Annotated in this window: 19 protein-coding genes; 17 read left to right on the top strand and 2 right to left on the bottom strand. The window is 57.6% G+C overall.

Going from position 1 to position 21587, the window contains the following annotated elements; all coding sequences use genetic code 11:
• Positions 1–141: 141 nt before the first annotated feature.
• A complete protein-coding gene (gene fabB / locus MT962_RS19175) occupies positions 142–1359 on the top strand; it encodes a beta-ketoacyl-ACP synthase I (protein WP_024558231.1) in 1218 nt (405 codons plus the stop codon).
• Positions 1360–2158: 799 nt separating this feature from the next.
• The gene (locus MT962_RS19170; protein ID WP_247366254.1) at positions 2159–4990 is read left to right on the top strand and encodes an autotransporter serine protease; all 2832 of its coding nucleotides are present in this window, start codon (positions 2159–2161) and stop codon (positions 4988–4990) included.
• 50 nt (positions 4991–5040) lie between these two features.
• Here MT962_RS19170 and flk read toward each other — a convergent pair whose 3' ends face one another.
• Positions 5041–6042, bottom strand: coding sequence for a flagella biosynthesis regulator Flk (gene flk / locus MT962_RS19165; protein WP_024561727.1), 1002 nt, complete (start codon positions 6040–6042; stop codon positions 5041–5043).
• A gap of 121 nt (positions 6043–6163) precedes the next feature.
• On the opposite strand from flk, the gene pdxB reads away from it, so the two are divergent.
• The 15 genes from pdxB (at position 6164) to hisP (ending at position 20420) form a co-directional block, all read left to right on the top strand.
• The gene (pdxB, locus tag MT962_RS19160) at positions 6164–7300 is read left to right on the top strand and encodes a 4-phosphoerythronate dehydrogenase PdxB (RefSeq protein ID WP_024558234.1); all 1137 of its coding nucleotides are present in this window, start codon (positions 6164–6166) and stop codon (positions 7298–7300) included.
• A 67-nt stretch (positions 7301–7367) separates the two neighbouring features.
• Positions 7368–8381: an aspartate-semialdehyde dehydrogenase gene (locus tag MT962_RS19155; protein WP_024561728.1), complete on the top strand. Its 1014-nt coding sequence runs from the start codon at positions 7368–7370 to the stop codon at positions 8379–8381.
• A complete protein-coding gene (gene truA, locus MT962_RS19150; protein ID WP_247366227.1) occupies positions 8381–9193 on the top strand; it encodes a tRNA pseudouridine(38-40) synthase TruA in 813 nt (270 codons plus the stop codon). The genes MT962_RS19155 and truA overlap by 1 nt, the downstream gene beginning before the upstream one ends.
• A gap of 25 nt (positions 9194–9218) precedes the next feature.
• Positions 9219–9878: a DedA family protein gene (locus MT962_RS19145; RefSeq protein WP_028020010.1), complete on the top strand. Its 660-nt coding sequence runs from the start codon at positions 9219–9221 to the stop codon at positions 9876–9878.
• Positions 9879–10029: 151 nt separating this feature from the next.
• Positions 10030–10953, top strand: coding sequence for an acetyl-CoA carboxylase, carboxyltransferase subunit beta (gene accD / locus MT962_RS19140; RefSeq protein WP_024556193.1), 924 nt, complete (start codon positions 10030–10032; stop codon positions 10951–10953).
• A 71-nt stretch (positions 10954–11024) separates the two neighbouring features.
• On the top strand, positions 11025–12293 hold the full coding sequence (gene folC, locus MT962_RS19135; protein ID WP_188724210.1) for a bifunctional tetrahydrofolate synthase/dihydrofolate synthase: 1269 nt from the start codon (positions 11025–11027) through the stop codon (positions 12291–12293).
• Positions 12283–13002: a cell division protein DedD gene (dedD, locus tag MT962_RS19130; RefSeq protein ID WP_247366226.1), complete on the top strand. Its 720-nt coding sequence runs from the start codon at positions 12283–12285 to the stop codon at positions 13000–13002. Before folC ends, dedD begins: the two co-directional genes overlap by 11 nt.
• A gap of 230 nt (positions 13003–13232) precedes the next feature.
• Positions 13233–13718, top strand: a complete 486-nt coding sequence (gene cvpA, locus MT962_RS19125; RefSeq protein ID WP_024556196.1) for a colicin V production protein — start codon at positions 13233–13235, stop codon at positions 13716–13718.
• A gap of 39 nt (positions 13719–13757) precedes the next feature.
• The gene (gene purF / locus MT962_RS19120; RefSeq protein ID WP_024556197.1) at positions 13758–15275 is read left to right on the top strand and encodes an amidophosphoribosyltransferase; all 1518 of its coding nucleotides are present in this window, start codon (positions 13758–13760) and stop codon (positions 15273–15275) included.
• Positions 15276–15401: 126 nt separating this feature from the next.
• Positions 15402–15971 (top strand): UbiX family flavin prenyltransferase, encoded by a 570-nt coding sequence (locus tag MT962_RS19115; RefSeq protein WP_024561364.1) that lies wholly within the window; start codon positions 15402–15404, stop codon positions 15969–15971.
• Between the two features lie 301 nt (positions 15972–16272).
• Entirely contained in the window at positions 16273–17055 is a 783-nt protein-coding gene (argT, locus tag MT962_RS19110; protein WP_024556199.1) for a lysine/arginine/ornithine ABC transporter substrate-binding protein ArgT, read from the top strand.
• Between the two features lie 280 nt (positions 17056–17335).
• Positions 17336–18118, top strand: coding sequence for a histidine ABC transporter substrate-binding protein HisJ (hisJ, locus tag MT962_RS19105; RefSeq protein WP_247366225.1), 783 nt, complete (start codon positions 17336–17338; stop codon positions 18116–18118).
• A gap of 115 nt (positions 18119–18233) precedes the next feature.
• Entirely contained in the window at positions 18234–18920 is a 687-nt protein-coding gene (locus MT962_RS19100; RefSeq protein WP_024556201.1) for a histidine ABC transporter permease HisQ, read from the top strand.
• Positions 18917–19636 carry an ABC transporter permease gene (locus tag MT962_RS19095; protein ID WP_024556202.1) on the top strand — a complete coding sequence of 240 codons (720 nt, stop codon included), beginning with the start codon at positions 18917–18919 and terminating at the stop codon, positions 19634–19636. The genes MT962_RS19100 and MT962_RS19095 overlap by 4 nt, the downstream gene beginning before the upstream one ends.
• 10 nt (positions 19637–19646) lie before the next feature.
• Positions 19647–20420 (top strand): histidine ABC transporter ATP-binding protein HisP, encoded by a 774-nt coding sequence (gene hisP / locus MT962_RS19090; protein ID WP_024556203.1) that lies wholly within the window; start codon positions 19647–19649, stop codon positions 20418–20420.
• A gap of 33 nt (positions 20421–20453) precedes the next feature.
• Here hisP and MT962_RS19085 read toward each other — a convergent pair whose 3' ends face one another.
• Positions 20454–21401 (bottom strand): sugar-binding transcriptional regulator, encoded by a 948-nt coding sequence (locus tag MT962_RS19085; RefSeq protein WP_188724211.1) that lies wholly within the window; start codon positions 21399–21401, stop codon positions 20454–20456.
• Between the last annotated feature and the right edge of the window lie 186 nt (positions 21402–21587).

Raw genomic sequence — 21587 nt, 5'->3', positions numbered from 1 at the left:
GACAGGCGGTGGCACGATCTTAACGATGTGTGTAAAGCGGTGCAAATTTCCTGATATTTTGGCTGATCGGACTTGTTCGGCGTACAAGTGTACGCTATCTTGCGACACGAATCTTACAAAGTGCGACTACAGAGGTATTGAATGAAACGTGCAGTGATTACTGGCTTGGGCATCGTTTCCAGCATCGGTAATAACCAGCAGGAAGTCCTGGCATCTCTGCGTGAAGGGCGCTCGGGGATCACTTTCTCTCAAGAATTTCTCGATTCCGGTATGCGCAGCCACGTCTGGGGTAACGTAAAACTGGACACCACGGGCCTGATTGACCGCAAAGTGGTTCGTTTCATGAACGATGCCTCTATCTATGCGTACCTTTCGATGCAGGAAGCCATCAAGGATGCAAACCTGAGCGAAGAGGTTTATCAGAACAACCCGCGCGTTGGCATCATCGCCGGTTCCGGCGGCTCTTCCAAAGCACAGGTATTTGGCGCAGACGCAATGCGCAGCCCGCGCGGTCTGAAAGCGGTTGGTCCGTATGTTGTGACCAAGGCTATGGCTTCCGCGGTCTCCGCTTGCCTGGCGACGCCGTTCAAAATCCACGGCGTGAACTATTCCATCAGCTCCGCTTGCGCGACTTCCGCACACTGCATCGGCAACGCGGTTGAGCAGATCCAGCTTGGCAAACAGGATATCGTTTTTGCCGGCGGCGGCGAAGAGCTCGGCTGGGAAATGGCCTGTGAGTTCGACGCCATGGGCGCGCTCTCGACCAAATACAACGAAACGCCGGAAAAAGCGTCCCGCACCTATGATGCGAACCGCGATGGCTTTGTTATCGCAGGCGGCGGCGGTATGGTCGTTGTGGAAGAGCTGGAGCACGCGCTGGCGCGCGGCGCTCACATCTATGCTGAAATCGTCGGCTACGGCGCGACGTCTGACGGCGCAGATATGGTTGCTCCGTCGGGCGAAGGCGCGGTGCGCTGCATGAAGATGGCGATGCAGGATCTCGACGCGCCAATCGACTACCTGAACTCGCACGGCACTTCCACGCCGGTGGGCGACGTGAAAGAGCTGGGCGCTATCCGTGAAGTGTTCGGCAACAATACCCCGGCCATTTCCGCCACCAAAGCGATGACCGGCCACTCTCTGGGCGCCGCAGGCGTGCAGGAGGCGATCTACTCCCTGCTGATGCTGGAGCACGGCTTTATCGCGCCGAGCATTAACATTGAAGAGATGGATGAGCAGGCGGAAGGTCTCAATATCGTAACGGAACCGACCGTGCGCGAGCTGACGACCGTGATGTCTAACAGCTTCGGCTTTGGCGGTACCAACGCCACGCTGGTTATGCGTAAGCTGAAAGCGTAAAACGCTACCCGATAAAAAGAGCGCGAAAGCGCTCTTTTTTTTTGCCTTTTTACCAGCTTCGCCCGGCGGCATCGCTGCGTCAGGCCCCCCTCAATGCCTGCTATTTTTCGGTACTGATAGTAAAGGAAATCATAAACAGGCTGTTTCAACTGGCTATTAATTCAGGGTTGTGTCTCTTTAAAAGAAATAGCTCCCCGACAGATGGTATTAAAACCCGACGCCTTATTTTTATATTGAGAACCGCCGGGATTTAGATATTAAAAGGAAAGGAAAATACCGCTAATAATAAGTCGGAGGATTAATTCTTTAGTCTGCTAATTAATAAGGCTGCATCACCCTTGTTGTTAAAGGGTTGGATGCTCGTTTTGTCTGTATCACCCTCCGGTTTTCCTCACCGCCCCAGCCCTGGCAAGGGCTCAGGAGACGAGCCTGGCCTGGCGGTCGCCTCCGCCTAAGCAAAATTTATCTCGTTGTATTTAAACTAATTACATAAAAAACATTCTGCTGCATATATCTAAAATTAAAGTTTTACTGAATCAGGCCGATAGAGTTTAGCGCCACTAAAGCAAGCAAAAAGAAATATCACCTGTTTATTTTGATAATTCTTCCTGCAATGAGCAGTGCCATTCTGCTGCTGGCGGCATTTATGCAGACATACGAAAGCCGAAATTTTTAATTTGCGGAATTCAGGGAAAACTTTTTTATAAAGGCGTTAAATCGCCCGGGAGTTGTTATGCCCTCAAAAAAGTCTTTGGGTAAACGGACTTTTTCGATTACAGGGAAATCAGTTTTGATTGTGATGCTCTCTGCTTGCAGCGGTGGCGGCGGCGGTGGCGGTGGCGGTGACCACAGCGGCACCGTTAACGGCGTCACGGGCGACGGCGCCAGTAAGACGAGCGCGCAAAACAGCGGCGGCGCGGGTAATAACGCCAGTCCGGGCAACGACAGCGGCGTTGTGGCAACCCCGCCGGCCAACAAGACGATTTTAAAAGCGCCTGTTGCTCAGCCTGGTGGGCCTGCGCTTTCCGCAGGTGAAACCGTTGTCAGCACGCCATGGAACCAGAACCTTTTCACTACCAACGCGGCGGCGGCGCGCGCGGCAGGCGTGAATGGCGCAGGCGTTACCGTTGGCGTTGCGGATACGGGCATCGACAGCCAGAACCCGGCATTGCAGGGCGCCGTTACGGGCGTGCTCAATTATGTCGACCCGGCAACCAACAACCTTAACGTAGAAGATGTGCGCGGCCACGGCACGTCGGTCGCCCAGACGCTGGCGGGCCGTACAGCCCGCGTTTTCTCCGGCGGCACCGCTTCCGGCGCGTCGCTTATCAGCGCCCGTATTATCCCCGACAGCAGCAACGCCGCCTACAGCCTTTCCCTGGCTCAGGTGAACAGCGACCTGGCGCGCGCGGGCGCGAAAATCATCAACAATTCATGGGAAATCCCGAACTGGGACACGACGAATAGCGCGACAACCAACTATTACGTCAACGCCTGGAAGCCGTTTATCGCCCAGGGCGGGCTGGTGGTTTTTGCAAGCGGCAACAGTTCCGCCGCTAACCCGAGCACCATCGCCAGCCTGCCAGTCGTTTCAGGCTCGCAGGAGCTGGAAAAAGGCTGGCTGGTGGTGACGGCGACCAACAACCTGAATGCTATCGCCTCTTACGCGAACCGCTGCGGCATCAGCAAATACAATTGCCTCGCCGCGCCGGGTAACGTTTATGTGCTTGAGGAAGACGAGCAGGGCAACGCGCAGCTGCGCCTGGTGAACGGTACCTCTTTCGCCGCGCCGCAGGTCTCAGGCGCGGCCGCGCAGGTCTGGCAGCAGTTCCCCTATTTCTCAAACGATCTGGTACGCCAGACGCTGCTTGGCACCGCCGCCGACCTCGGCGCGCCGGGGGTGGATGAGGTTTATGGTTACGGTATGCTCGACGTGGGCAAAGCCATCAAAGGCCCGGCGAAGTTCGACTGGGGCGATGTCAGCGTCTCGTTTGATGGTTACAGCTCGACCTGGCGCAACCCCATCAGCGGCGCAGGCGGGCTGATCAAAAACGGCACCGGCACGCTGGTGATGACGGAAGAAGCCACCTATACCGGCGCGACCCGCGTACTGGGCGGCATTCTCTCCGGCAAGAGCATCGCCTCTTCCGCAAGCGTCGGCAGCGCAGGCGCTCTCGACATGCGCGGCGTAAAGGGCGATGTTGATAACCGTGGATATGTGATCCTGCGCGATGGCGAAACCCGCTTCGGCGGCAACTACACGCAGTATGGCGAAGGGCATCTTGCTTTCATGCTGGGCTCTACGCTTAACGTTGCGGGTAATGCCGCGCTGAATGGCGATCTTCATGTGTTGGGCGTGCCTCAGGGTTACGTTACCAAAAGCCAGCAGGAGGTGATCAACGCCGGGTCGGTGCAGGGGCAATTCAGCAGCTTCACGCAGGAGCCTGGCGTATTCCTGGACGCTTCGGTAGGTTACAGCGCAAACCAGGTCTGGCTGAATATTCAGCGCCTTCAGGCCACGCAGGTGAGCGGCGTAAATTACACGCCAGCCGCCGCTTCCGGCGCAACGCGCCTTGAGCAGGCTTTTGTGCAACTGGATAACCAACCGGCGGACGCGCAACAAACCGCGTTTGCGGCGACGGCGGCGCAAATTCAGCAAGCGCCAACGGCGCAGGCGGCGCAGGCGACGCTTGAGAGCCTTTCCGGGCAGCTTCCGGCGGCGGGCAGCGCGATGGCCTATCAGTCCATCAACCTGAGCCAGCGCCGCGACGCAGAGCATATCGCGCAACTGATGGACGCGCCGCAAAGCCGCCAGTGGGCGGAGCGTTTCTCCTGGAACGGCAGCCTTGGCCACGCCGGTTTTGCGCCAGTCAACTACGCCGCGAACGGCTGGGTAACGGGGCAGGATACCTTTATCGACAGCAATACCTTTATCGGCAGTTCGCTGATGTTTGGCGACACCTCCGGCAGCCTGAGCAGCGGCGGTGAAAGCAGTCGCGGCACGCTGAATGAAGCAGCGCTTTACGGCGGCAAAATCGTTGGCGATTACTATGTGACCGGCCGTATGGCTTCCGGCTACTACGATGGCGATCAGCGCCGTATGCTGTGGCTTGGCAGCCAGTCCGAGCGCGTCAGCAGCCGTCAGAGCGGCAGCTGGTTTACGCTTGGCAGCGAGAGCGGTTACCGCTTCAGCGGCGAGCAGTGGCAGGTTACGCCGTTTGCGGACGCGCAGTATATCAGCCTGCGTCAGAGCGCCTTTGAAGAGCAGAGCCGCAGCGGCTTCGGTCTGAAGGCGGATGACCAGACCACCGGCCGCTGGCAGGCGGGCGTGGGTTTACGCACCCGCTATACGCAGGAACTGCTGAAATATGGTCGCATTGGCGTCGGTTTCCAGACGCATTATCAGCGCACCGTCAGCCAGGAAAGCGGCCGTTATCAGGCAAGCTTTACCGGTGTTGACCAGGCTATGCCGCTGGCGGGCGTCACGGCGCCGCAGGATGTCTGGACGACGGGCGTCAGTGTGATGTGGCAATTTAACGATGATTACAGCCTGTCGTTTGGCGGTGAGCATACCCTCAGCGACGGCCGGAGCGACGCGCAGCTCGAAGCAGGCTTCAGCGTCGGCTTTTAATCACGGTAATAAAGCAAAAGGCTCCCTGCGGGGAGCCTTTTTTATTGCGGCTAGATAACCAGCCAGAGCAGAAGCAGCACGATGACAAACGCGAACAGCGCTAGCCCCGGGCGGGCCGAGAGGTTTTTCATCGGCTCGATAACCGAGGCGATAAGCGGGTTATAGATAGGCTGGATATTACGCACTTCAAGGCTTTCCGGCGAACGTTCGGCGCGGCGGACAAACACCTGGTTGAGGATATCCTGCACCTGGGCGGTGGTCAGCAGAGTTTGCGGCGTGGCCTGATAGCGCTGCTGGGCGTAATCGCTCATCTCTTGCCATTCCCGCGGCTCCATCGGCTGGCGCAGCGCGGCCTGCACGCTGTGCAGCGTGGGCGAAGGCTGCTGGGCGAGCGTCTGGCGCGCCGTAAGCCAGGTCGTCAGCAGGGCGAAATGTTTCGCCGGGATCAGCTCGCCGGTTTTCACGCCGGAGAGTTCCAGCATCGACTGCCAGATGAGCTTCGGCGACTCGCCCGTGGCGGCAGCAAGCTTCGTCACCAGTTGGTTAAGCGTATTGTGCTCGGCAGGCTGCAACGGGCGGTCGGTGGCCGGGCGCTGCTGCGGCTGCGGAATATTCAGCTGATTATTCTGTAAAAGCGTCAACACGCTTTTAAGCTGGTCCGGCGTAAGCTGATTCAGCGCCGTGTGGCCAAACTGCTGGCGAATGTAATCGCTCGCCGCCTGGCGGTTGTTGCCCACGCTCAGCAACTCGGTAAGCTGCGACAACACCTGGCGGTTGGCATGGGTTTGCTGCGCGCTGGTCAGGCGCTGGTTCAGGTTTTGCTCGGCAGCGGGAAAATGGCGCGAGAGCAGGGGGGCGTCGCTTTTAAGCCCTAAATCATGCTTCATGCCCGCCCACACTTCCGCGCTCTGTTGCTGAGTCAGCGCAACAAGGCGGGTAATGAGGCGCTCCAGCACGGTGCGCTGCTGAGTGGAAAGCGGCTGCTCTTGCGGTGGAAGTGCGGAGGGCGGCTCGCCGGGAGGGCGCGCCGTAGCGCCCTGAATGGGTTGCATCATCAATAATCCTTAACTGACCGGACGTTGTCGCGAAACATTACCAGGCTGTTAAGTATGCCTGGCGGCGAGATTATGGCACACTTACCGGTTATCTCCCGCACAAAACAGGTACTGAAACGTGAAAATCCTCGTTGATGAAAATATGCCTTACGCCCGTGAGCTTTTCAGCCGCCTTGGCGAGGTAAAAGCGGTGCCGGGCCGTCCAATCCCGCAGAGTGAACTGGACGACGCCGAAGCGCTGATGGTGCGCTCGGTGACGAAGGTCAACCGCGACCTGCTTGCCGGTAAACGCATAAAATTCGTCGGCACCGCCACCGCCGGTACCGATCACGTTGACGAAGCGTATTTACGCGAGGCGGGCGTCGCCTTTTCCGCCGCGCCCGGCTGTAACGCCATCGCTGTGGTTGAGTATGTTTTCTCCGCGCTGATGGGGCTTGCCGAGCGCGACGGCTTTGCGCTTACCGACCGCACCGTCGGCATCGTCGGCGTCGGCAATGTCGGCTCCCGCCTTCAGGCGCGGCTGGAAGCGCTGGGCGTGCGCACGCTGTTGTGCGACCCGCCGCGCGCAGAGCGGGGCGACGACGCCGATTTCCGGCCGCTGGACGAGCTGGTTAATGAGGCGGATATCCTGACGTTCCACACGCCGCTTTATAAAGAAGGCGCTTACAAAACGCTGCATCTGGCCGATGAGGCGCTGATCCGCCGCCTCAAGCCCGGCGCCATTCTTATCAACGCCTGCCGCGGGCCGGTGGTGGATAACGCCGCGCTGCTGAAATGCCTGAACGAAGGGCAGAAGTTAAGCGTGGTGCTGGATGTGTGGGAGCCGGAGCCGGAACTCAACCTCGACCTGCTGAATAAAGTGGACATCGGCACCGCGCACATCGCCGGTTACACCCTGGAAGGCAAAGCGCGCGGCACGACGCAGGTGTTTGAAGCATTCAGCGCGTTTATCGGCCAGGCGCAGCAGGTTGCCCTCGATACGTTGCTTCCCGCGCCGGAGTTTGGCCGCATTACGCTGCACGGGCCGCTCGATCAGGCAACGCTAAAAAGACTTATCCATCTGGTGTATGATGTGCGCCGCGATGATGCGCCGCTGCGTAAAGTGGCGGGCATCCCGGGTGAGTTTGATAAGCTTCGCAAGAACTACCTTGAGCGCCGCGAATGGTCGTCTCTGTATGTGCAGTGCGACGACGCCGCCAGCGCTGAACTGTTGCAAAAGCTTGGCTTTAACGCTGTTTATCATCCGGCCCGTTAACCACTTTCTCTCATTCCCCGCCCGTAGCGCGCGGGGAATGCTTTTTTATTGTCTGGAGTAAACCACCATGTCTGAAGGCTGGAATATCGCCATACTGGGCGCCACGGGCGCCGTGGGAGAGGCCCTGCTCGAACTGCTTGCCGAGCGTCAGTTCCCGGTGGGCGAACTTTATCCTCTGGCCCGTGCGGAAAGCGCGGGCGAAACGCTGCGTTTCGCAGGCAAAAGCGTGCAGGTTCAGGATGCCGACGCGTTTGACTGGACTCAGGCGCAGCTCGCCTTTTTCGTTGCCGGCGTCGAAGCTTCCGCGCGCTATGCGGAGGAGGCGACTAACGCGGGGTGTCTGGTTATCGACTCCAGCGGCCTGTTCGCGCTGGAGCCGGATGTGCCGCTGGTCGTGCCGGATGTTAACCCGTTTGTGCTGGCCGATTACCGCAACCGTAATCTGGTGGCCGTGGCGGACAGCCTGACCAGCCAGCTGCTGTGCGCGCTCAAACCGCTGATTGACGAAGGCGGCCTTTCCCGCATTCAGGTCACCAGCCTGCTTTCCGTTTCCGCGCAGGGCAAGGCGGCGGTGGATGCGCTGGCGGGGCAGAGCGCGAAGCTGCTCAACGGCATTCCGATTGATGAAGACGATTTCTTTGGCCGCCAGCTGGCGTTTAACCTGCTGCCGATGCTGCCAGACAGCGAGGGCAGCGTGCGTCAGGAGCGCCGTCTGGTGGATGAAGTCCGTAAAGTATTGCAAGACGAGGGGCTGATTATCTCTGCAAGCCTTGTGCAGTCGCCGGTTTTCTACGGCCATGCGCAGATGGTGAATTTTGAAGCGCTGCGCCCGCTGGCGGCGGAAGAGGCGCGCGACGCCTTCGCGCGCGGCGAGGATATCGCCCTTTCTGAAGAGAGCGAGTTCCCGACGCAGGTGGGCGACGCATCCGGCAATGCTCAGCTTTCCGTAGGCTGCGTGCACAACGATTACGGCATGCCGGAGCAGATCCAGTTCTGGTCGGTGGCGGATAACGTCCGCTTTGGCGGCGCGCTGATGGCGGTAAAAACCGCGGAGAAACTCCTTCAGGAGTATTTCTACTGATGTCGGAAAGTCTGGAAAAGCCGGTAATGAAAATCGCGCTCGGCATCGAGTACGACGGCAGTAAATATTATGGCTGGCAGCGTCAGCAGGAAGTGCGAAGCGTGCAAGAGAAGCTTGAGAAAGCGCTTTCGCAGGTGGCGAACGAGCCTGTCACCATCTTTTGCGCCGGGCGCACCGACGCGGGGGTACACGCCACCGGGCAGGTTGTGCATTTCGAAACCACGGCGCAGCGTAAGGACGCAGCCTGGACGCTGGGCGTAAATGCGAATTTACCTGGTGACATCGCCGTACGCTGGGTAAAAGATGTGCCGGAAGATTTTCACGCGCGTTTTAGCGCCACGGCGCGCCGCTATCGTTACGTTATCTATAATCATCGCCTGCGCCCGGCGGTGTTGCAGCAGGGCGTAACCCATTACCACCAGCCGCTGGACGCTGAACGTATGCACCGGGCGGCGCAGTGCCTGCTTGGCGAAAACGACTTTACCTCGTTTCGCGCCGTGCAGTGCCAGTCGCGTACGCCCTGGCGCAACCTGATGCACATCAATGTAACGCGCTATGGCGCTTACGTGGTGGTGGATATCAAAGCGAACGCTTTTGTACATCATATGGTGCGCAATATCGTCGGCAGTCTGATGGAAATCGGCTGCGGCAACCAGCCGGAAACCTGGATGGCGGAACTGCTGGCGGCGAAGGACAGAACCCTTGCCGCCGCCACAGCGAAAGCGGAAGGGCTCTATCTGGTTTCGGTGGACTACCCGGCGCATTTCGCGCTGCCCAGACCGCCGATGGGACCCCTTTTTTTAGCTGACTGAATGCTGTTGAGGAAGGCAAAACATGATGGATGCTATCCGCTTTATCGTTGATTTTATTTTGCACATCGATGTGCATCTGGCCGAACTGGTGGCCGCCTACGGCGTCTGGGTTTACGCCATACTGTTCCTGATTTTGTTCTGCGAAACGGGGCTGGTGGTAACGCCGTTTTTACCGGGCGACTCGCTGCTGTTTGTGGCGGGGACGCTCTCCGCGCTGCCTTCCAACGATCTCAACGTGCATCTGATGGTCGTACTGATGGTGATTGCCGCTATTCTTGGCGATGCGGTGAACTACACTATCGGGCGTCTGTTCGGCGCGAAGCTTTTCAGCAACCCGGACTCGAAAATCTTCCGGCAGAGCTATCTTGATAAAACGCATGCGTTTTACGAGCGCCACGGCGGCAAGACGATTATTCTGGCGCGCTTCGTGCCGATTGTGCGTACTTTCGCGCCGTTCGTCGCTGGCATGGGCCATATGTCCTACCGCCATTTCGCTTTCTATAATGTGATTGGCGCGCTGTTGTGGGTGCTTATCTTTACCTACGCTGGCTATTTCTTCGGCACCATACCGTTGATTCAGGAAAACCTGAAAGTGGTTATGGTGTTGATTATTCTCGCGTCTGTCTTGCCGGGCGTTTATGAAGTGGTGCGCCACAAGCGCGCCGCGGCGCGGCAGTCAAAATAATGGCCATAAGCGGTTCGACCACTTTTTTATCCAAAGTCGCGGGCCGTTATGGTTTAATGAACAGCATTTATGGTCTGTCGGGGGCAAAAATGGCATTATGCGCCCCCACAGAAAAACTGGCATCGACCAGGTTCAGGCAGAAAGGTCATCAATGAGCTGGATTGAACGAATTCTCAATAAAAGCAATATTACCCCCACCCGCAGGGCGAACATTCCGGAAGGCGTGTGGACCAAGTGCGACAACTGCGGCCAGGTGCTTTATCGCGCCGAGCTGGAGCGCAACCTGGAGGTCTGCCCGAAGTGCGACCACCATATGCGCATGGCGGCCCGCGATCGTCTGCACAGCCTGCTGGACGAAGGTTCACTGGTGGAACTGGGTAGTGAGCTTGAGCCGAAAGATGTGCTGAAGTTCAAAGATTCCAAAAAATACAAAGACCGTCTGGCAACCGCCCAGAAAGAGACCGGCGAAAAAGACGCGCTGATCGTTATGAAAGGCACCCTGCATGGGATGCCGGTTGTCGCGGCGGCCTTTGAGTTTGCTTTCATGGGCGGCTCCATGGGTTCTGTCGTTGGCGCGCGTTTTGTCCGCGCCGTTGAGCAGGCGCTGGAAGATAACTGCCCGCTGATTTGCTTCTCCGCCTCCGGTGGTGCGCGTATGCAGGAAGCGCTGATGTCGCTGATGCAGATGGCGAAAACCTCTGCGGCGCTGGCGAAAATGCAGGAGCGCGGCTTGCCGTATATCTCCGTGCTGACCGACCCGACCATGGGCGGCGTCTCCGCGAGCTTCGCAATGCTGGGCGACCTTAACATCGCCGAGCCGAAAGCGCTGATTGGCTTCGCCGGCCCGCGCGTTATCGAGCAAACCGTACGTGAAAAACTGCCGCCGGGCTTCCAGCGCAGCGAATTTCTGATCGAAAAAGGCGCTATCGATATGATTGTCCGCCGTCCGGAGCTGCGCCTGAAGCTTGCCAGCATTCTGGCTAAGCTGATGAATCTGCCGGCGCCGAACCCGGATGCGCCGCGCGAAGCGGTCGTGGTTCCGCCCGCGCCGGAACAGGGTCAGCAAGAGGCCTGATAGTCTTGAAGGGCAGGCCGCACCGGCGCTGCCCTTTTTCTTTTCTGAACCGTAACCAGGATACGGGCATCATGGAACAGCAATCTATTCCGCAAGCCACGTCGCCTCTGGCCACGTGGCTTTCTTATCTGGAAAACCTGCACAGTAAAACCATCGACATGGGTCTTGAGCGCGTCTCCCGCGTGGCGGCCGCGCTTGGCGTAACCAAACCCGCACCGTTCGTTTTCACCGTCGCGGGCACTAACGGCAAGGGCACCACCTGCCGCACGCTGGAAGCGGTGCTGATGGCGGCCGGCTACAAGGTCGGGGTGTACAGTTCCCCGCATCTGGTGCGGTATACCGAACGCGTGCGCGTGCAGGGCAAAGAATTGCCCGAGGCGCGCCATACCGCCTCCTTCGCGGAAATCGAAACGGCGCGAGGCGAAACCTCGCTCACCTATTTCGAATACGGCACGCTCTCGGCGCTGTGGCTTTTTAAGCAGGCGCAGCTGGATGTGGTTATCCTTGAAGTCGGGCTGGGCGGCCGTCTGGATGCGACTAACCTGGTGGACGCAGATGTGGCTGCGGTCACCAGCATCGCGCTCGATCATGTTGACTGGCTGGGGCCGGATCGCGAAAGCATCGGTCGCGAAAAAGCGGGCGTTTTCCGCCAGGGCAAACCGGCCGTGGTGGGCGAGCCGGATATGCCCCACACCATCGCCGACGTGGCCGCGGAGAAAGGCGCGCTGCTGCTGCGCCTCGGCGCAGACTGGAACTATGAGGTGAGTGAAAGAGGCTGGCGGTTTACTGACGCTCAGGGCGCGCTTGAAAACCTGCCGCTGCCGCAGGTGCCGCAGCCTAACGCCGCCACGGCGCTCGCCGCGCTGCGCGCAAGTGGGCTGGCGATAAGCGAAGAGGCTATCCGCGAGGGCATTGCCCGCGCAACGCTGCCGGGACGTTTTCAGATTGTGAGCGACTCCCCGCGCCTGATCCTCGATGTGGCGCATAATCCTCATGCGGCGGCTTACCTGGCCGAACGCCTGCGTCAGTTGCCAACGCGCGGCCGGGTGCTGGCGGTGATCGGCATGCTGCATGACAAAGATATCGCCGGGACGCTGGCCTGTCTGGAGCCTGTAGTCGATAGCTGGTATTGTGCCCCTCTGGAAGGGCCCCGTGGCGCCAGCGCAGAGCAGTTAATTGAGCATCTCGGCGCAGGCGAGGTTTTCGCAAGCGTGGCCCAGGCCTGGCGTGCGGCGATGGCGCAGGCGCAGGCGTCAGATACGGTGCTGGTGTGTGGGTCGTTCCACACGGTAGCGCAGGTAATGGAAGAGATGGACGCGGGGAGAACCGGTGGCGAGTAAGTTTCAGAACCGATTAGTGGGAACCATTGTGCTGGTGGCGCTCGGGGTAATCGTGCTGCCCGGGCTGCTTGACGGAAAGAAAAAGCATTATCAGGATGAGTTCGCCGCTATTCCTCTGGTGCCGAAACCAGGCGACACGAACGAACCCGATATGCTGCCGGCGGCCACTCAGGCGCTGCCGGCTCAGCCGCCGGAAGGGGCGGCGGAAGAGGTGAGGGCGGGCAACGCGGCGACCTCTTCTATTGATACCACGCGCCTGCCGGCGGAAACCGGCGCGGGCATTGACGAAGTACCGGAAGAGGTGCAGCCGAAGCCCAAACCGAAGCCGGTTGAGAAACCTAAGCCGGTAGAGAAGCCGCAGGGCAAACCGCAGCGCGATAAAACCGATGAGCAGCTGGCGATGCTGAGCGAAGAGGAAAAGCCTGCCGCGAAGCCGACCCAGAACAAACCGGAAGCGCCGCCTGCCGGTAAAGCCTACGTGGTGCAGCTGGGCGCGCTGAAAAATGCCGACAAAGTAAATGAAATTGTTGGTAAACTTCGCGCCAGCGGCTATCGCGTTTATACCTCGCCTTCAACGCCGGTGGCGGGGAAAATCACCCGCATCCTGGTTGGCCCGGAAGCGTCAAAAGATAAGCTTAAAGGTTCGCTTGGCGAACTGAATAAGATTTCCGGCCTTAATGGCGTGGTGATGAACTATAGCGTGAACTGATAAAAGCGCGCCGGCCAGGCGCGTGAATCGGCCAGCCGCCAGCGAAGCGGTCAGGGCAATAAGTAAGCGAAACGGGCCTTAACCGCGGCGCGCGGGATAATGGCGTTGAATCTTTTTTCAACGCCATTTTTTATTGAAGTGGGATAAGGAAACCCTACGCAAACGTTTTCTTTTTCTGTTAGAATGCGCCCCGAACTGGACGTCAGGGCGATTTATCGTGGGACACATTCATGGTCTGGATAGATTACGCCATTATTGCGGTGATCGGCTTCTCCTGTCTGATTAGCCTTATCCGCGGGTTTGTGCGGGAAGCGTTATCACTGGTGACGTGGGGCTGTGCTTTCTTTGTCGCCAGCCATTACTACACTTACCTGGCAGTCTGGTTCACTGGCTTTGAGGACGAACTGGTACGAAATGGGATTGCTATCGCGGTGCTGTTTATCGCGACGCTTATCGTCGGTGCGGTGGTCAACTATGTGATTGGCGCGCTGGTGGAGAAAACCGGCCTGTCGGGGACAGACAGGGTGTTGGGGATCTGTTTCGGTGCTTTACGAGGAGTGCTGATTGTCGCCGCCATTCTGTTCTTTCTGGATACCTTTACCGGCCTGTCGAAAAGCGAAGACTGGCAAAAGTCGCAGCTCATTCCGCAATTCAGTTTCATCATCAGGTGGTTTTTTGATTACCTGCAAAGCTCGTCAAGTTTCTTACCCCGGTAATCGTGCCGGGGGCAGGCTTTGAATTGAGGAAAAGACAACATGTGCGGTATTGTCGGTATCGCCGGTGTTATGCCGGTAAACCAGTCGATTTATGACGCGTTAACGGTGCTTCAGCACCGTGGGCAGGATGCCGCAGGCATCATCACCATTGATGCTAACAACTGCTTCCGTCTGCGTAAGGCAAACGGTCTGGTGAATGATGTATTCGAAGCCCGCCATATGCAGCGTCTGCAGGGCAATATGGGCATCGGCCATGTGCGCTATCCGACCGCAGGCAGCTCCAGCGCTTCCGAGGCGCAGCCGTTCTACGTCAACTCCCCGTATGGCATCACGCTTGCCCACAACGGCAACCTGACCAACGCCCATGAGCTGCGCAAAATGCTGTTCCAGGAAAAGCGCCGCCATATCAACACCACCTCCGATTCCGAAGTTCTGCTGAATATTTTTGCGAGCGAATTAGATAACTTTCGCCACTATCCGCTGGAAGCGGACAACATTTTCGCCGCCATCGCCGCCACCAATCGCCTGATTCGCGGCGCTTACGCTTGCGTGGCGATGATCATCGGCCACGGCATGGTCGCTTTCCGCGACCCGAACGGCATCCGTCCGCTGGTGCTGGGCAAGCGTGACGTGGGCGACGGCCGCACCGAGTATATGGTCGCTTCTGAGAGCGTGGCGCTGGATACGCTGGGCTTTGAGTTCCTGCGCGACGTGGCGCCGGGCGAAGCGGTTTACATCACCGAAAAAGGCCAGCTCTTTACCCGCCAGTGCGCGGATAACCCGGTGAGCAACCCGTGCCTGTTTGAATATGTGTATTTCGCGCGTCCGGACTCGTTCATCGACAAGATCTCTGTCTACAGCGCCCGCGTGGGCATGGGCAAAAAGCTCGGCGAGAAAATCGCCCGCGAGTGGGAAGATCTGGATATCGACGTGGTTATTCCTATCCCGGAAACCTCCTGCGATATCGCGCTCGAAATCGCCCGCATTCTGGACAAGCCGTACCGCCAGGGGTTTGTGAAAAACCGCTACGTGGGCCGCACCTTTATCATGCCGGGTCAGCATCTGCGCCGTAAGTCGGTGCGCCGCAAGCTTAACGCCAACCGCGCCGAGTTCCGCGATAAGAACGTGTTGCTGGTGGATGACTCCATCGTACGCGGCACCACTTCTGAGCAGATTATCGAGATGGCGCGCGAAGCGGGCGCGAAAAAGGTTTACCTCGCTTCCGCCGCGCCGGAGATTCGCTTCCCGAACGTTTACGGCATTGATATGCCAAGCGCCAATGAGCTTATCGCCCACGGTCGCGAAGTGGACGAAATTCGCCAGATTATCGGCGCCGACGGGCTGATTTTCCAGGATCTCAACGATCTGATCGAGGCGGTGCGCGCTGAGAACCCGGACATTCAGCAGTTCGAATGCTCTGTGTTTAACGGCGTGTATGTGACCAAAGATGTGGATCACAACTATCTGGAATACCTGGATTCCTTGCGTAACGACGACGCCAAAGCGGTGATGCGGCAGAACGAAGTGGAAAACCTCGAGATGCATAACGAAGGCTAAGCTTTCCGCTTCACTTTGATAAAACGCGAACTTTTCAGTTCGCGTTTTGTTTTTCAGGGGCGGCAGATTTGCATCTCGCGGCGTCTTGCGGCAAAGTCAGCGCAACATCAAAGCAGGGGCGATAGCATGAAACGACTCATAGTGGGCATTTCCGGGGCGAGCGGCGCGATTTATGGCGTGCGCCTGTTGCAGGTATTGCAGAACCTTGCGGAAATTGAAACCCATCTGGTGATGAGTCAGGCGGCGCGCCAGACGCTGTCGCTGGAAACGAATTTTTCCCTGCGCGAAGTGCAGGCGCTGGCGAATGTGGTGCATGACGCCCGGGATATCGCCGCCAGCATCTCTTCCGGTTCGTTTAAAACCGACGGCATGGTCATTTTGCCTTGTTCGATTAAAACCCTTTCCGGCATTGTTAACAGCTATACCGACGGGCTGCTTACCCGCGCGGCGGACGTGGTGCTGAAAGAGAGAAGGACGCTGGTGTTGTGCGTACGCGAAACGCCGCTGCACCTGGGCCATCTGCGGTTGATGACCCAGGCGGCGGAACTGGGCGCGGTGATTATGCCGCCAATGCCGGCGTTTTATCACCGTCCGCAAAGCCTGGACGACGTGATTAACCAGACCGTTAACCGGGTGCTGGATCAGTTTGACATTACGCTGCCGGAAGATCTTTTCGCCCGCTGGCAGGGCGCCTGATCGCGGTAAGCTGCGCCAACAACGTGCAATACCGTGCGGCGCGCCTCATTTTGGGGCGATTCTGTAACAGCGATCATATCCTGCAAAATTAATCCCACCTTTTTGCTTTTCCCGCTGAGATTCCGAGGCGGGGAGTGCTATCTTTCCCTCAGATAACGTTGTTGCAACCTTCCATTAACATTATTTGGCGCAATTTTCAGGCGCAGAAAAGTGGCATGAGAAGTGCAATACGATAGCTGTTACACACAACAACACAACACAACGCAACAGATAATAAAATCAGCAAACTTGAGGGTAATGTATGAAGAAGAAGGTGCTCGCTCTGTCTTTACTGCTCGGCCTGACTGGCGCGTCGAGCGTATTCGCAGCGCTCCCACAGACGGTTCGTATTGGTACGGATGCCACCTATGCGCCGTTCTCTTCAAAAGATGCGAAGGGCGACTTTGTCGGCTTTGATATCGACCTTGGCAACGAGATGTGCAAGCGCATGCAGGTGAAATGCACCTGGGTTGGCAGCGACTTTGACTCCCTGATCCCGTCTCTGAAGGCGAAGAAAATCGACGCCATTATCTCCTCACTCTCCATCACCGAAAAACGTCAGCAGGAAATCGCGTTTTCCGACAAGCTCTACGCTGCCGACTCCCGTCTGATCGCCGCGAAAGGCTCGCCCATTCAGCCGACCATCGACTCGCTGAAAGGCAAACACGTGGGCGTGTTGCAAGGCTCCACGCAGGAAGCGTATGCCAATGAAAAATGGCGCAACGCGGGCGTGGACGTGGTGGCTTACCAGAACCAGGACTTGATCTACTCCGACCTGACGGCAGGTCGCCTGGATGCCGCTTTGCAGGATGAAGTGGCCGCCAGCGAAGGCTTTCTGAAACAGCCGGCCGGTAAAGGGTACGATTTTGCCGGCCCGTCGGTGAAAGATAAGAAATATTTCGGCGACGGCACCGGCATTGGCCTGCGCAAGGATGACGCCGAGCTGAAAGCGGCATTCGATAAGGCTTTCGCCGAGCTGCGTAAAGATGGCACCTACGACAAAATGGCGAAGAAATACTTCAACTTTAATGTCTATGGCGATTGATACTCATCGGTAACGCGACGGCCCGGTAACACGGGCCGTCAGATTAACTGGCGGTTCGCTTGTAAAGGCGTGCTTTTTCCTGGTGCGCGCCTGGCTAAGTTGCATCATCGCGGTGCAATTGACGCACCAGAATGGGGCGATACTGCATAGTTAAGCATTTGAGAGCGGAAAAGGTGCATGCGCACCGATAATTTTTTGCTTTAGAATGCACAAAAATGGCACGATAACTGCACCTTCCAGGTTATAAAAAGTGTCCATTGCGCGTTTACTGAGGATTAATATGAAAAAACGGCTGTTATCGCTTTCTCTGGTGCTGGCTTTTTCCAGCGTTTCCATTGCCTTCGCCGCGATCCCCCAAAAATTACGTATCGGTACCGACCCCACTTACGCGCCTTTTGAATCCAAAAACGCGCAGGGCGAACTGGTGGGATTTGATATCGATCTGGCGAAAGAGCTTTGCAAGCGTATTCAGACGCAGTGCACCTTTGTGGAGAACCCGCTTGATGCGCTCATCCCTTCGCTGAAAGCGAAAAAAATCGACGCCATCATGTCTTCGCTCTCCATTACTGAGAAGCGCCAGCAGGAAATCGCCTTCACCGACAAGCTTTACGCCGCCGATTCTCGCCTGGTGGTGGCCAAAGGCTCGCCCATTCAGCCCACTCTTGAGGCGCTGAAAGGCAAACGCGTGGGCGTGCTGCAGGGCACCACGCAGGAGACGTACGGCAATGTGCACTGGGCGCCGAAAGGGGTTGAGATTGTCTCCTACCAGGGGCAGGACAATATTTACGCCGACCTGACGGCGGGCCGCATCGACGCCGCGTTCCAGGATGAGGTGGCTGCCAGCGAAGGCTTCCTCAAGCAGCCCATCGGCAAAAACTACCAGTTCGGCGGCCCGTCCATTAAAGACGAGAAACTGTTCGGCGTGGGCACCGGCATGGGGCTGCGTAAAGAAGATAACGAGCTGCGCGAAGCGCTGAATAAGGCGTTTGCGCAAATGCGCGCCGACGGCACCTACGACAAGCTGGCGAAGCAGTATTTTGATTTCAACGTATACGGTGACTAACGTTCGCCTGTAGCAGCACGTTTAAGGAGAAAGGCTTGCGGGCCTTTCTCTTAACGTCAGCGGCAAGGCGAAACGCGTTACCCGCAAAGACCGCACTGACGACAGGACTGGCAGCATGTTGTATGGGTTTTCAGAAGTGATTTTACAGGGGGCCATCGTCACGCTTGAACTGGCGATAAGCTCCGTCATCCTTTCCGTTATTATTGGCCTTGTCGGCGCGGGCGCGAAGCTTTCCCGCAACCGTCCGCTGGCATTGGTGTTCGAAGGCTATACCACGCTTATTCGCGGCGTACCGGATTTGGTGCTGATGCTGCTGATTTTCTATGGCCTGCAGATTGCCCTCAACACCGTTACCGACGCGATGGGAATGGATCAGTTTGATATCGACCCGATGGTCGCGGGCATTATTACGCTGGGCTTTATCTACGGCGCGTACTTTACCGAAACGTTCCGCGGCGCCTATATGGCGGTGCCGAAAGGGCATATCGAGGCGGCGACCGCTTTTGGCTTTACGGGCTCGCAAACCTTTCGCCGCATTCTGTTTCCGGCCATGATGCGTTACGCGCTGCCGGGCATCGGCAACAACTGGCAGGTGATTTTAAAAGCCACGGCGCTGGTTTCCCTGCTGGGGCTGGAAGATGTGGTCAAAGCGACCCAGCTTGCCGGGAAAAGCACCTGGCAGCCGTTCTACTTCGCGATTGTCTGCGGGGTTATCTATCTGGTGTTTACTACCGTGTCAAACGGCGTGCTGCTGCTGCTTGAGCGCCGCTACAGCGTGGGCGTGAAGAGGGCAGACCTGTGATCGAGATTATTCAGGAATACTGGAAATCCTTGCTGTGGACCGACGGTTACCGCTTTACCGGCGTGGCCATCACGCTCTGGCTGCTGATCGCTTCCGTGGTGATGGGCGGCATTCTGGCGCTGTTTCTGGCAATTGGCCGCGTCTCCAGCAATAAGTTTATTCAGTTCCCCATCTGGCTGTTTACCTATGTGTTCCGCGGTACGCCGCTCTATGTCCAGCTGCTGGTGTTCTACTCCGGCATGTATACGCTTGAGGTGGTGAAGGGCACCGAGCTGCTCAACGCCTTCTTTCGCAGCGGGCTGAACTGTACGGTGCTGGCGCTGACGCTTAACACCTGCGCCTATACCACGGAGATTTTCGCCGGCGCCATTCGTTCCGTGCCGCACGGCGAAATCGAAGCGGCGCGCGCCTACGGCTTTTCGCGCGTGAAAATGTATCGCTGCATTATTCTGCCTTCGGCGCTGCGCATCGCGCTGCCGGCTTACAGCAACGAAGTGATCCTGATGCTGCACTCTACGGCGCTGGCCTTTACCGCCACGGTGCCGGACCTGCTGAAGATAGCCCGCGACATCAACTCCGCTACCTATCAGCCGTTCACCGCCTTTGGCATTGCCGCGGTGCTCTATCTGATAATTTCTTATGTTCTGATTAGCCTCTTCCGCAAGGCGGAAAAGCGCTGGCTGGGGCACGTTAAACCCGTTTCCTCGTCGCACTGAGTGATCACGCATGTCTGAGAATAAATTAAACGTTACCGATCTGCACAAACGCTACGGCGAACATGAAGTGCTGAAAGGGGTTTCGCTGAAAGCGAACGCCGGGGATGTTATCAGCATCATCGGCTCTTCCGGCTCCGGGAAAAGCACATTCCTGCGCTGCATTAACTTCCTCGAAAAGCCGAGCGAAGGGTCTATCGTCGTTAATAACCAGAACATTACGCTGGTGCGCGATAAAGATGGCCAGCTTAAGGTGGCGGACAAAAATCAGCTTAGGTTGCTGCGCACCCGCCTGACCATGGTGTTCCAGCACTTTAATCTCTGGAGCCACATGACGGTGCTGGAGAACGTAATGGAAGCGCCGATCCAGGTGTTGGGCTTAAGCAAGCACGAAGCCCGCGAACGCGCGCTGAAATACCTCGCTAAGGTAGGTATTGACGAGCGCGCCCAGGGCAAATACCCGGTGCACCTCTCAGGCGGCCAGCAGCAGCGCGTTTCCATCGCCCGCGCGCTGGCGATGGAGCCGGAAGTGCTGTTGTTCGACGAACCCACCTCCGCGCTCGACCCGGAGCTGGTGGGCGAAGTGTTGCGCATTATGCAGCAACTCGCCGAAGAGGGGAAAACGATGGTGGTGGTGACCCATGAGATGGAGTTTGCCCGCCACGTTTCCACCCACGTTATCTTCCTGCATCAGGGAAAAATTGAAGAGGAGGGGGCGCCGGACGAACTCTTCGGCAACCCGAAAAGCCAGCGCCTGCAACAGTTTCTGAAAGGGTCGCTGAAGTAATATGCAGGCTGCCGGCTTGCCCGGCAGCCTTTATCACAGCGACAGCAGCCGGTTCGCCGTGGCTTCATCCGTCACCAGTCCGTTTACCCAGCGCCCCGCCACAGCCGCGCGAATGGCGGCAAACTTACGCTCGCCGCCCGCGAAGCCGATAATATTTCGTGTGGTGTTCGCCTCAAGCGGCACGCTGGTCAACAGCGCATCCAGTTCACTGTAGATTCGCTCTCCTTGCTGGTTGAAAAAATGGCCGAGCATTTCGCCTGCGGCGCCTTTGCTTTGCAGGTCGCTGACCTGTTGATCGGTAATAAATCCTTCCGCATTCAGGGGGCAGCCTGGCGAAACCTCGCCGATGCCAAGGAAGATGACGCTGGCGTTTAATGCGCGTTGAGTGACGCGCTGATAAACCTGATGTCGGCACCACATTTCACGATCGTCAGGGCTGTCGGCATAGAGCGGCGCGGGAATAAAGAAATATTTTCCTTGCATTTTTTCCGCCATTTTCAGCGGCACATCGTAGCGCGTGCCTGAGTCATCCCGCGCGATAGCGCCAATCATAGAAACGCAGTGATGCTGCGGGCGCTCTGTCCAGGGCAGGGCATCGATAATGGCGCGCAAGGTTTTACCTGAACCGATGCCGAAGGTGTGCGGTGTGTCTTCGCTAATAAACTGCGACATCACTTCTGCGCCTTCTACCGCCAGCATCTGCTGTACGGCGTCATCATCAAGCTGGCCTGAAGGAACCACGCGGCAAAGCGTTAGCCCGAACTTTGCGCTCAGCGCCTGCGCCAGGGCAAGACAATGGGTAACCGGATGCGCAATCTTAACGCTCACCATGCCTTGCTCGCGGGCGGTAGATACTAATCTCTGGGCGACCTGGCGAGAAAGCCCCAGCGACTGAGCAATCTCCTGCTGCGTTAATCCCGCCACGTAATACATCCATGCGGCGCGCGCCGCCAGCTCCTGTTTTTTCTCTTCTTTGTTCATGCCCGCTCCTCAATTTTTCTGCCGCTAGTTTACGGCCTGACGCTATGTTTTGTTAGCCGGGCAATTGTCACGTTAAAGAGCAAATGACCATTTTGTGATGGTTGTCGCTGAATAGTTTCCGGGGTCGCAACTACCATATAACAAACGGGCAAATGCTCAATTAGATGGCAAATGTTTAAATTGGAG

This window comes from Franconibacter sp. IITDAS19 (assembly GCF_023079515.1).
GTDB lineage: Bacteria > Pseudomonadota > Gammaproteobacteria > Enterobacterales > Enterobacteriaceae > Franconibacter > Franconibacter pulveris.
Note: the sequence above shows the minus strand (reverse complement) of the source record. Positions and strands in the feature narration are given on the sequence as shown.

Coding starts and splice junctions, on each gene's coding strand:
- truA (WP_247366227.1), top strand. CDS start 8,381: ATGTCGGAAAGTCTGGAAAAGCCGGTAATGAAAATCGCGCTCGGCATC.
- cvpA (WP_024556196.1), top strand. CDS start 13,233: ATGGTCTGGATAGATTACGCCATTATTGCGGTGATCGGCTTCTCCTGT.
- MT962_RS19115 (WP_024561364.1), top strand. CDS start 15,402: ATGAAACGACTCATAGTGGGCATTTCCGGGGCGAGCGGCGCGATTTAT.
- fabB (WP_024558231.1), top strand. CDS start 142: ATGAAACGTGCAGTGATTACTGGCTTGGGCATCGTTTCCAGCATCGGT.
- accD (WP_024556193.1), top strand. CDS start 10,030: ATGAGCTGGATTGAACGAATTCTCAATAAAAGCAATATTACCCCCACC.
- flk (WP_024561727.1), bottom strand. CDS start 6,042: ATGCAACCCATTCAGGGCGCTACGGCGCGCCCTCCCGGCGAGCCGCCC.
- hisJ (WP_247366225.1), top strand. CDS start 17,336: ATGAAAAAACGGCTGTTATCGCTTTCTCTGGTGCTGGCTTTTTCCAGC.
- hisP (WP_024556203.1), top strand. CDS start 19,647: ATGTCTGAGAATAAATTAAACGTTACCGATCTGCACAAACGCTACGGC.
- MT962_RS19155 (WP_024561728.1), top strand. CDS start 7,368: ATGTCTGAAGGCTGGAATATCGCCATACTGGGCGCCACGGGCGCCGTG.
- MT962_RS19100 (WP_024556201.1), top strand. CDS start 18,234: ATGTTGTATGGGTTTTCAGAAGTGATTTTACAGGGGGCCATCGTCACG.
- purF (WP_024556197.1), top strand. CDS start 13,758: ATGTGCGGTATTGTCGGTATCGCCGGTGTTATGCCGGTAAACCAGTCG.
- MT962_RS19145 (WP_028020010.1), top strand. CDS start 9,219: ATGGATGCTATCCGCTTTATCGTTGATTTTATTTTGCACATCGATGTG.
- MT962_RS19170 (WP_247366254.1), top strand. CDS start 2,159: ATGCTCTCTGCTTGCAGCGGTGGCGGCGGCGGTGGCGGTGGCGGTGAC.
- folC (WP_188724210.1), top strand. CDS start 11,025: ATGGAACAGCAATCTATTCCGCAAGCCACGTCGCCTCTGGCCACGTGG.
- argT (WP_024556199.1), top strand. CDS start 16,273: ATGAAGAAGAAGGTGCTCGCTCTGTCTTTACTGCTCGGCCTGACTGGC.
- MT962_RS19085 (WP_188724211.1), bottom strand. CDS start 21,401: ATGAACAAAGAAGAGAAAAAACAGGAGCTGGCGGCGCGCGCCGCATGG.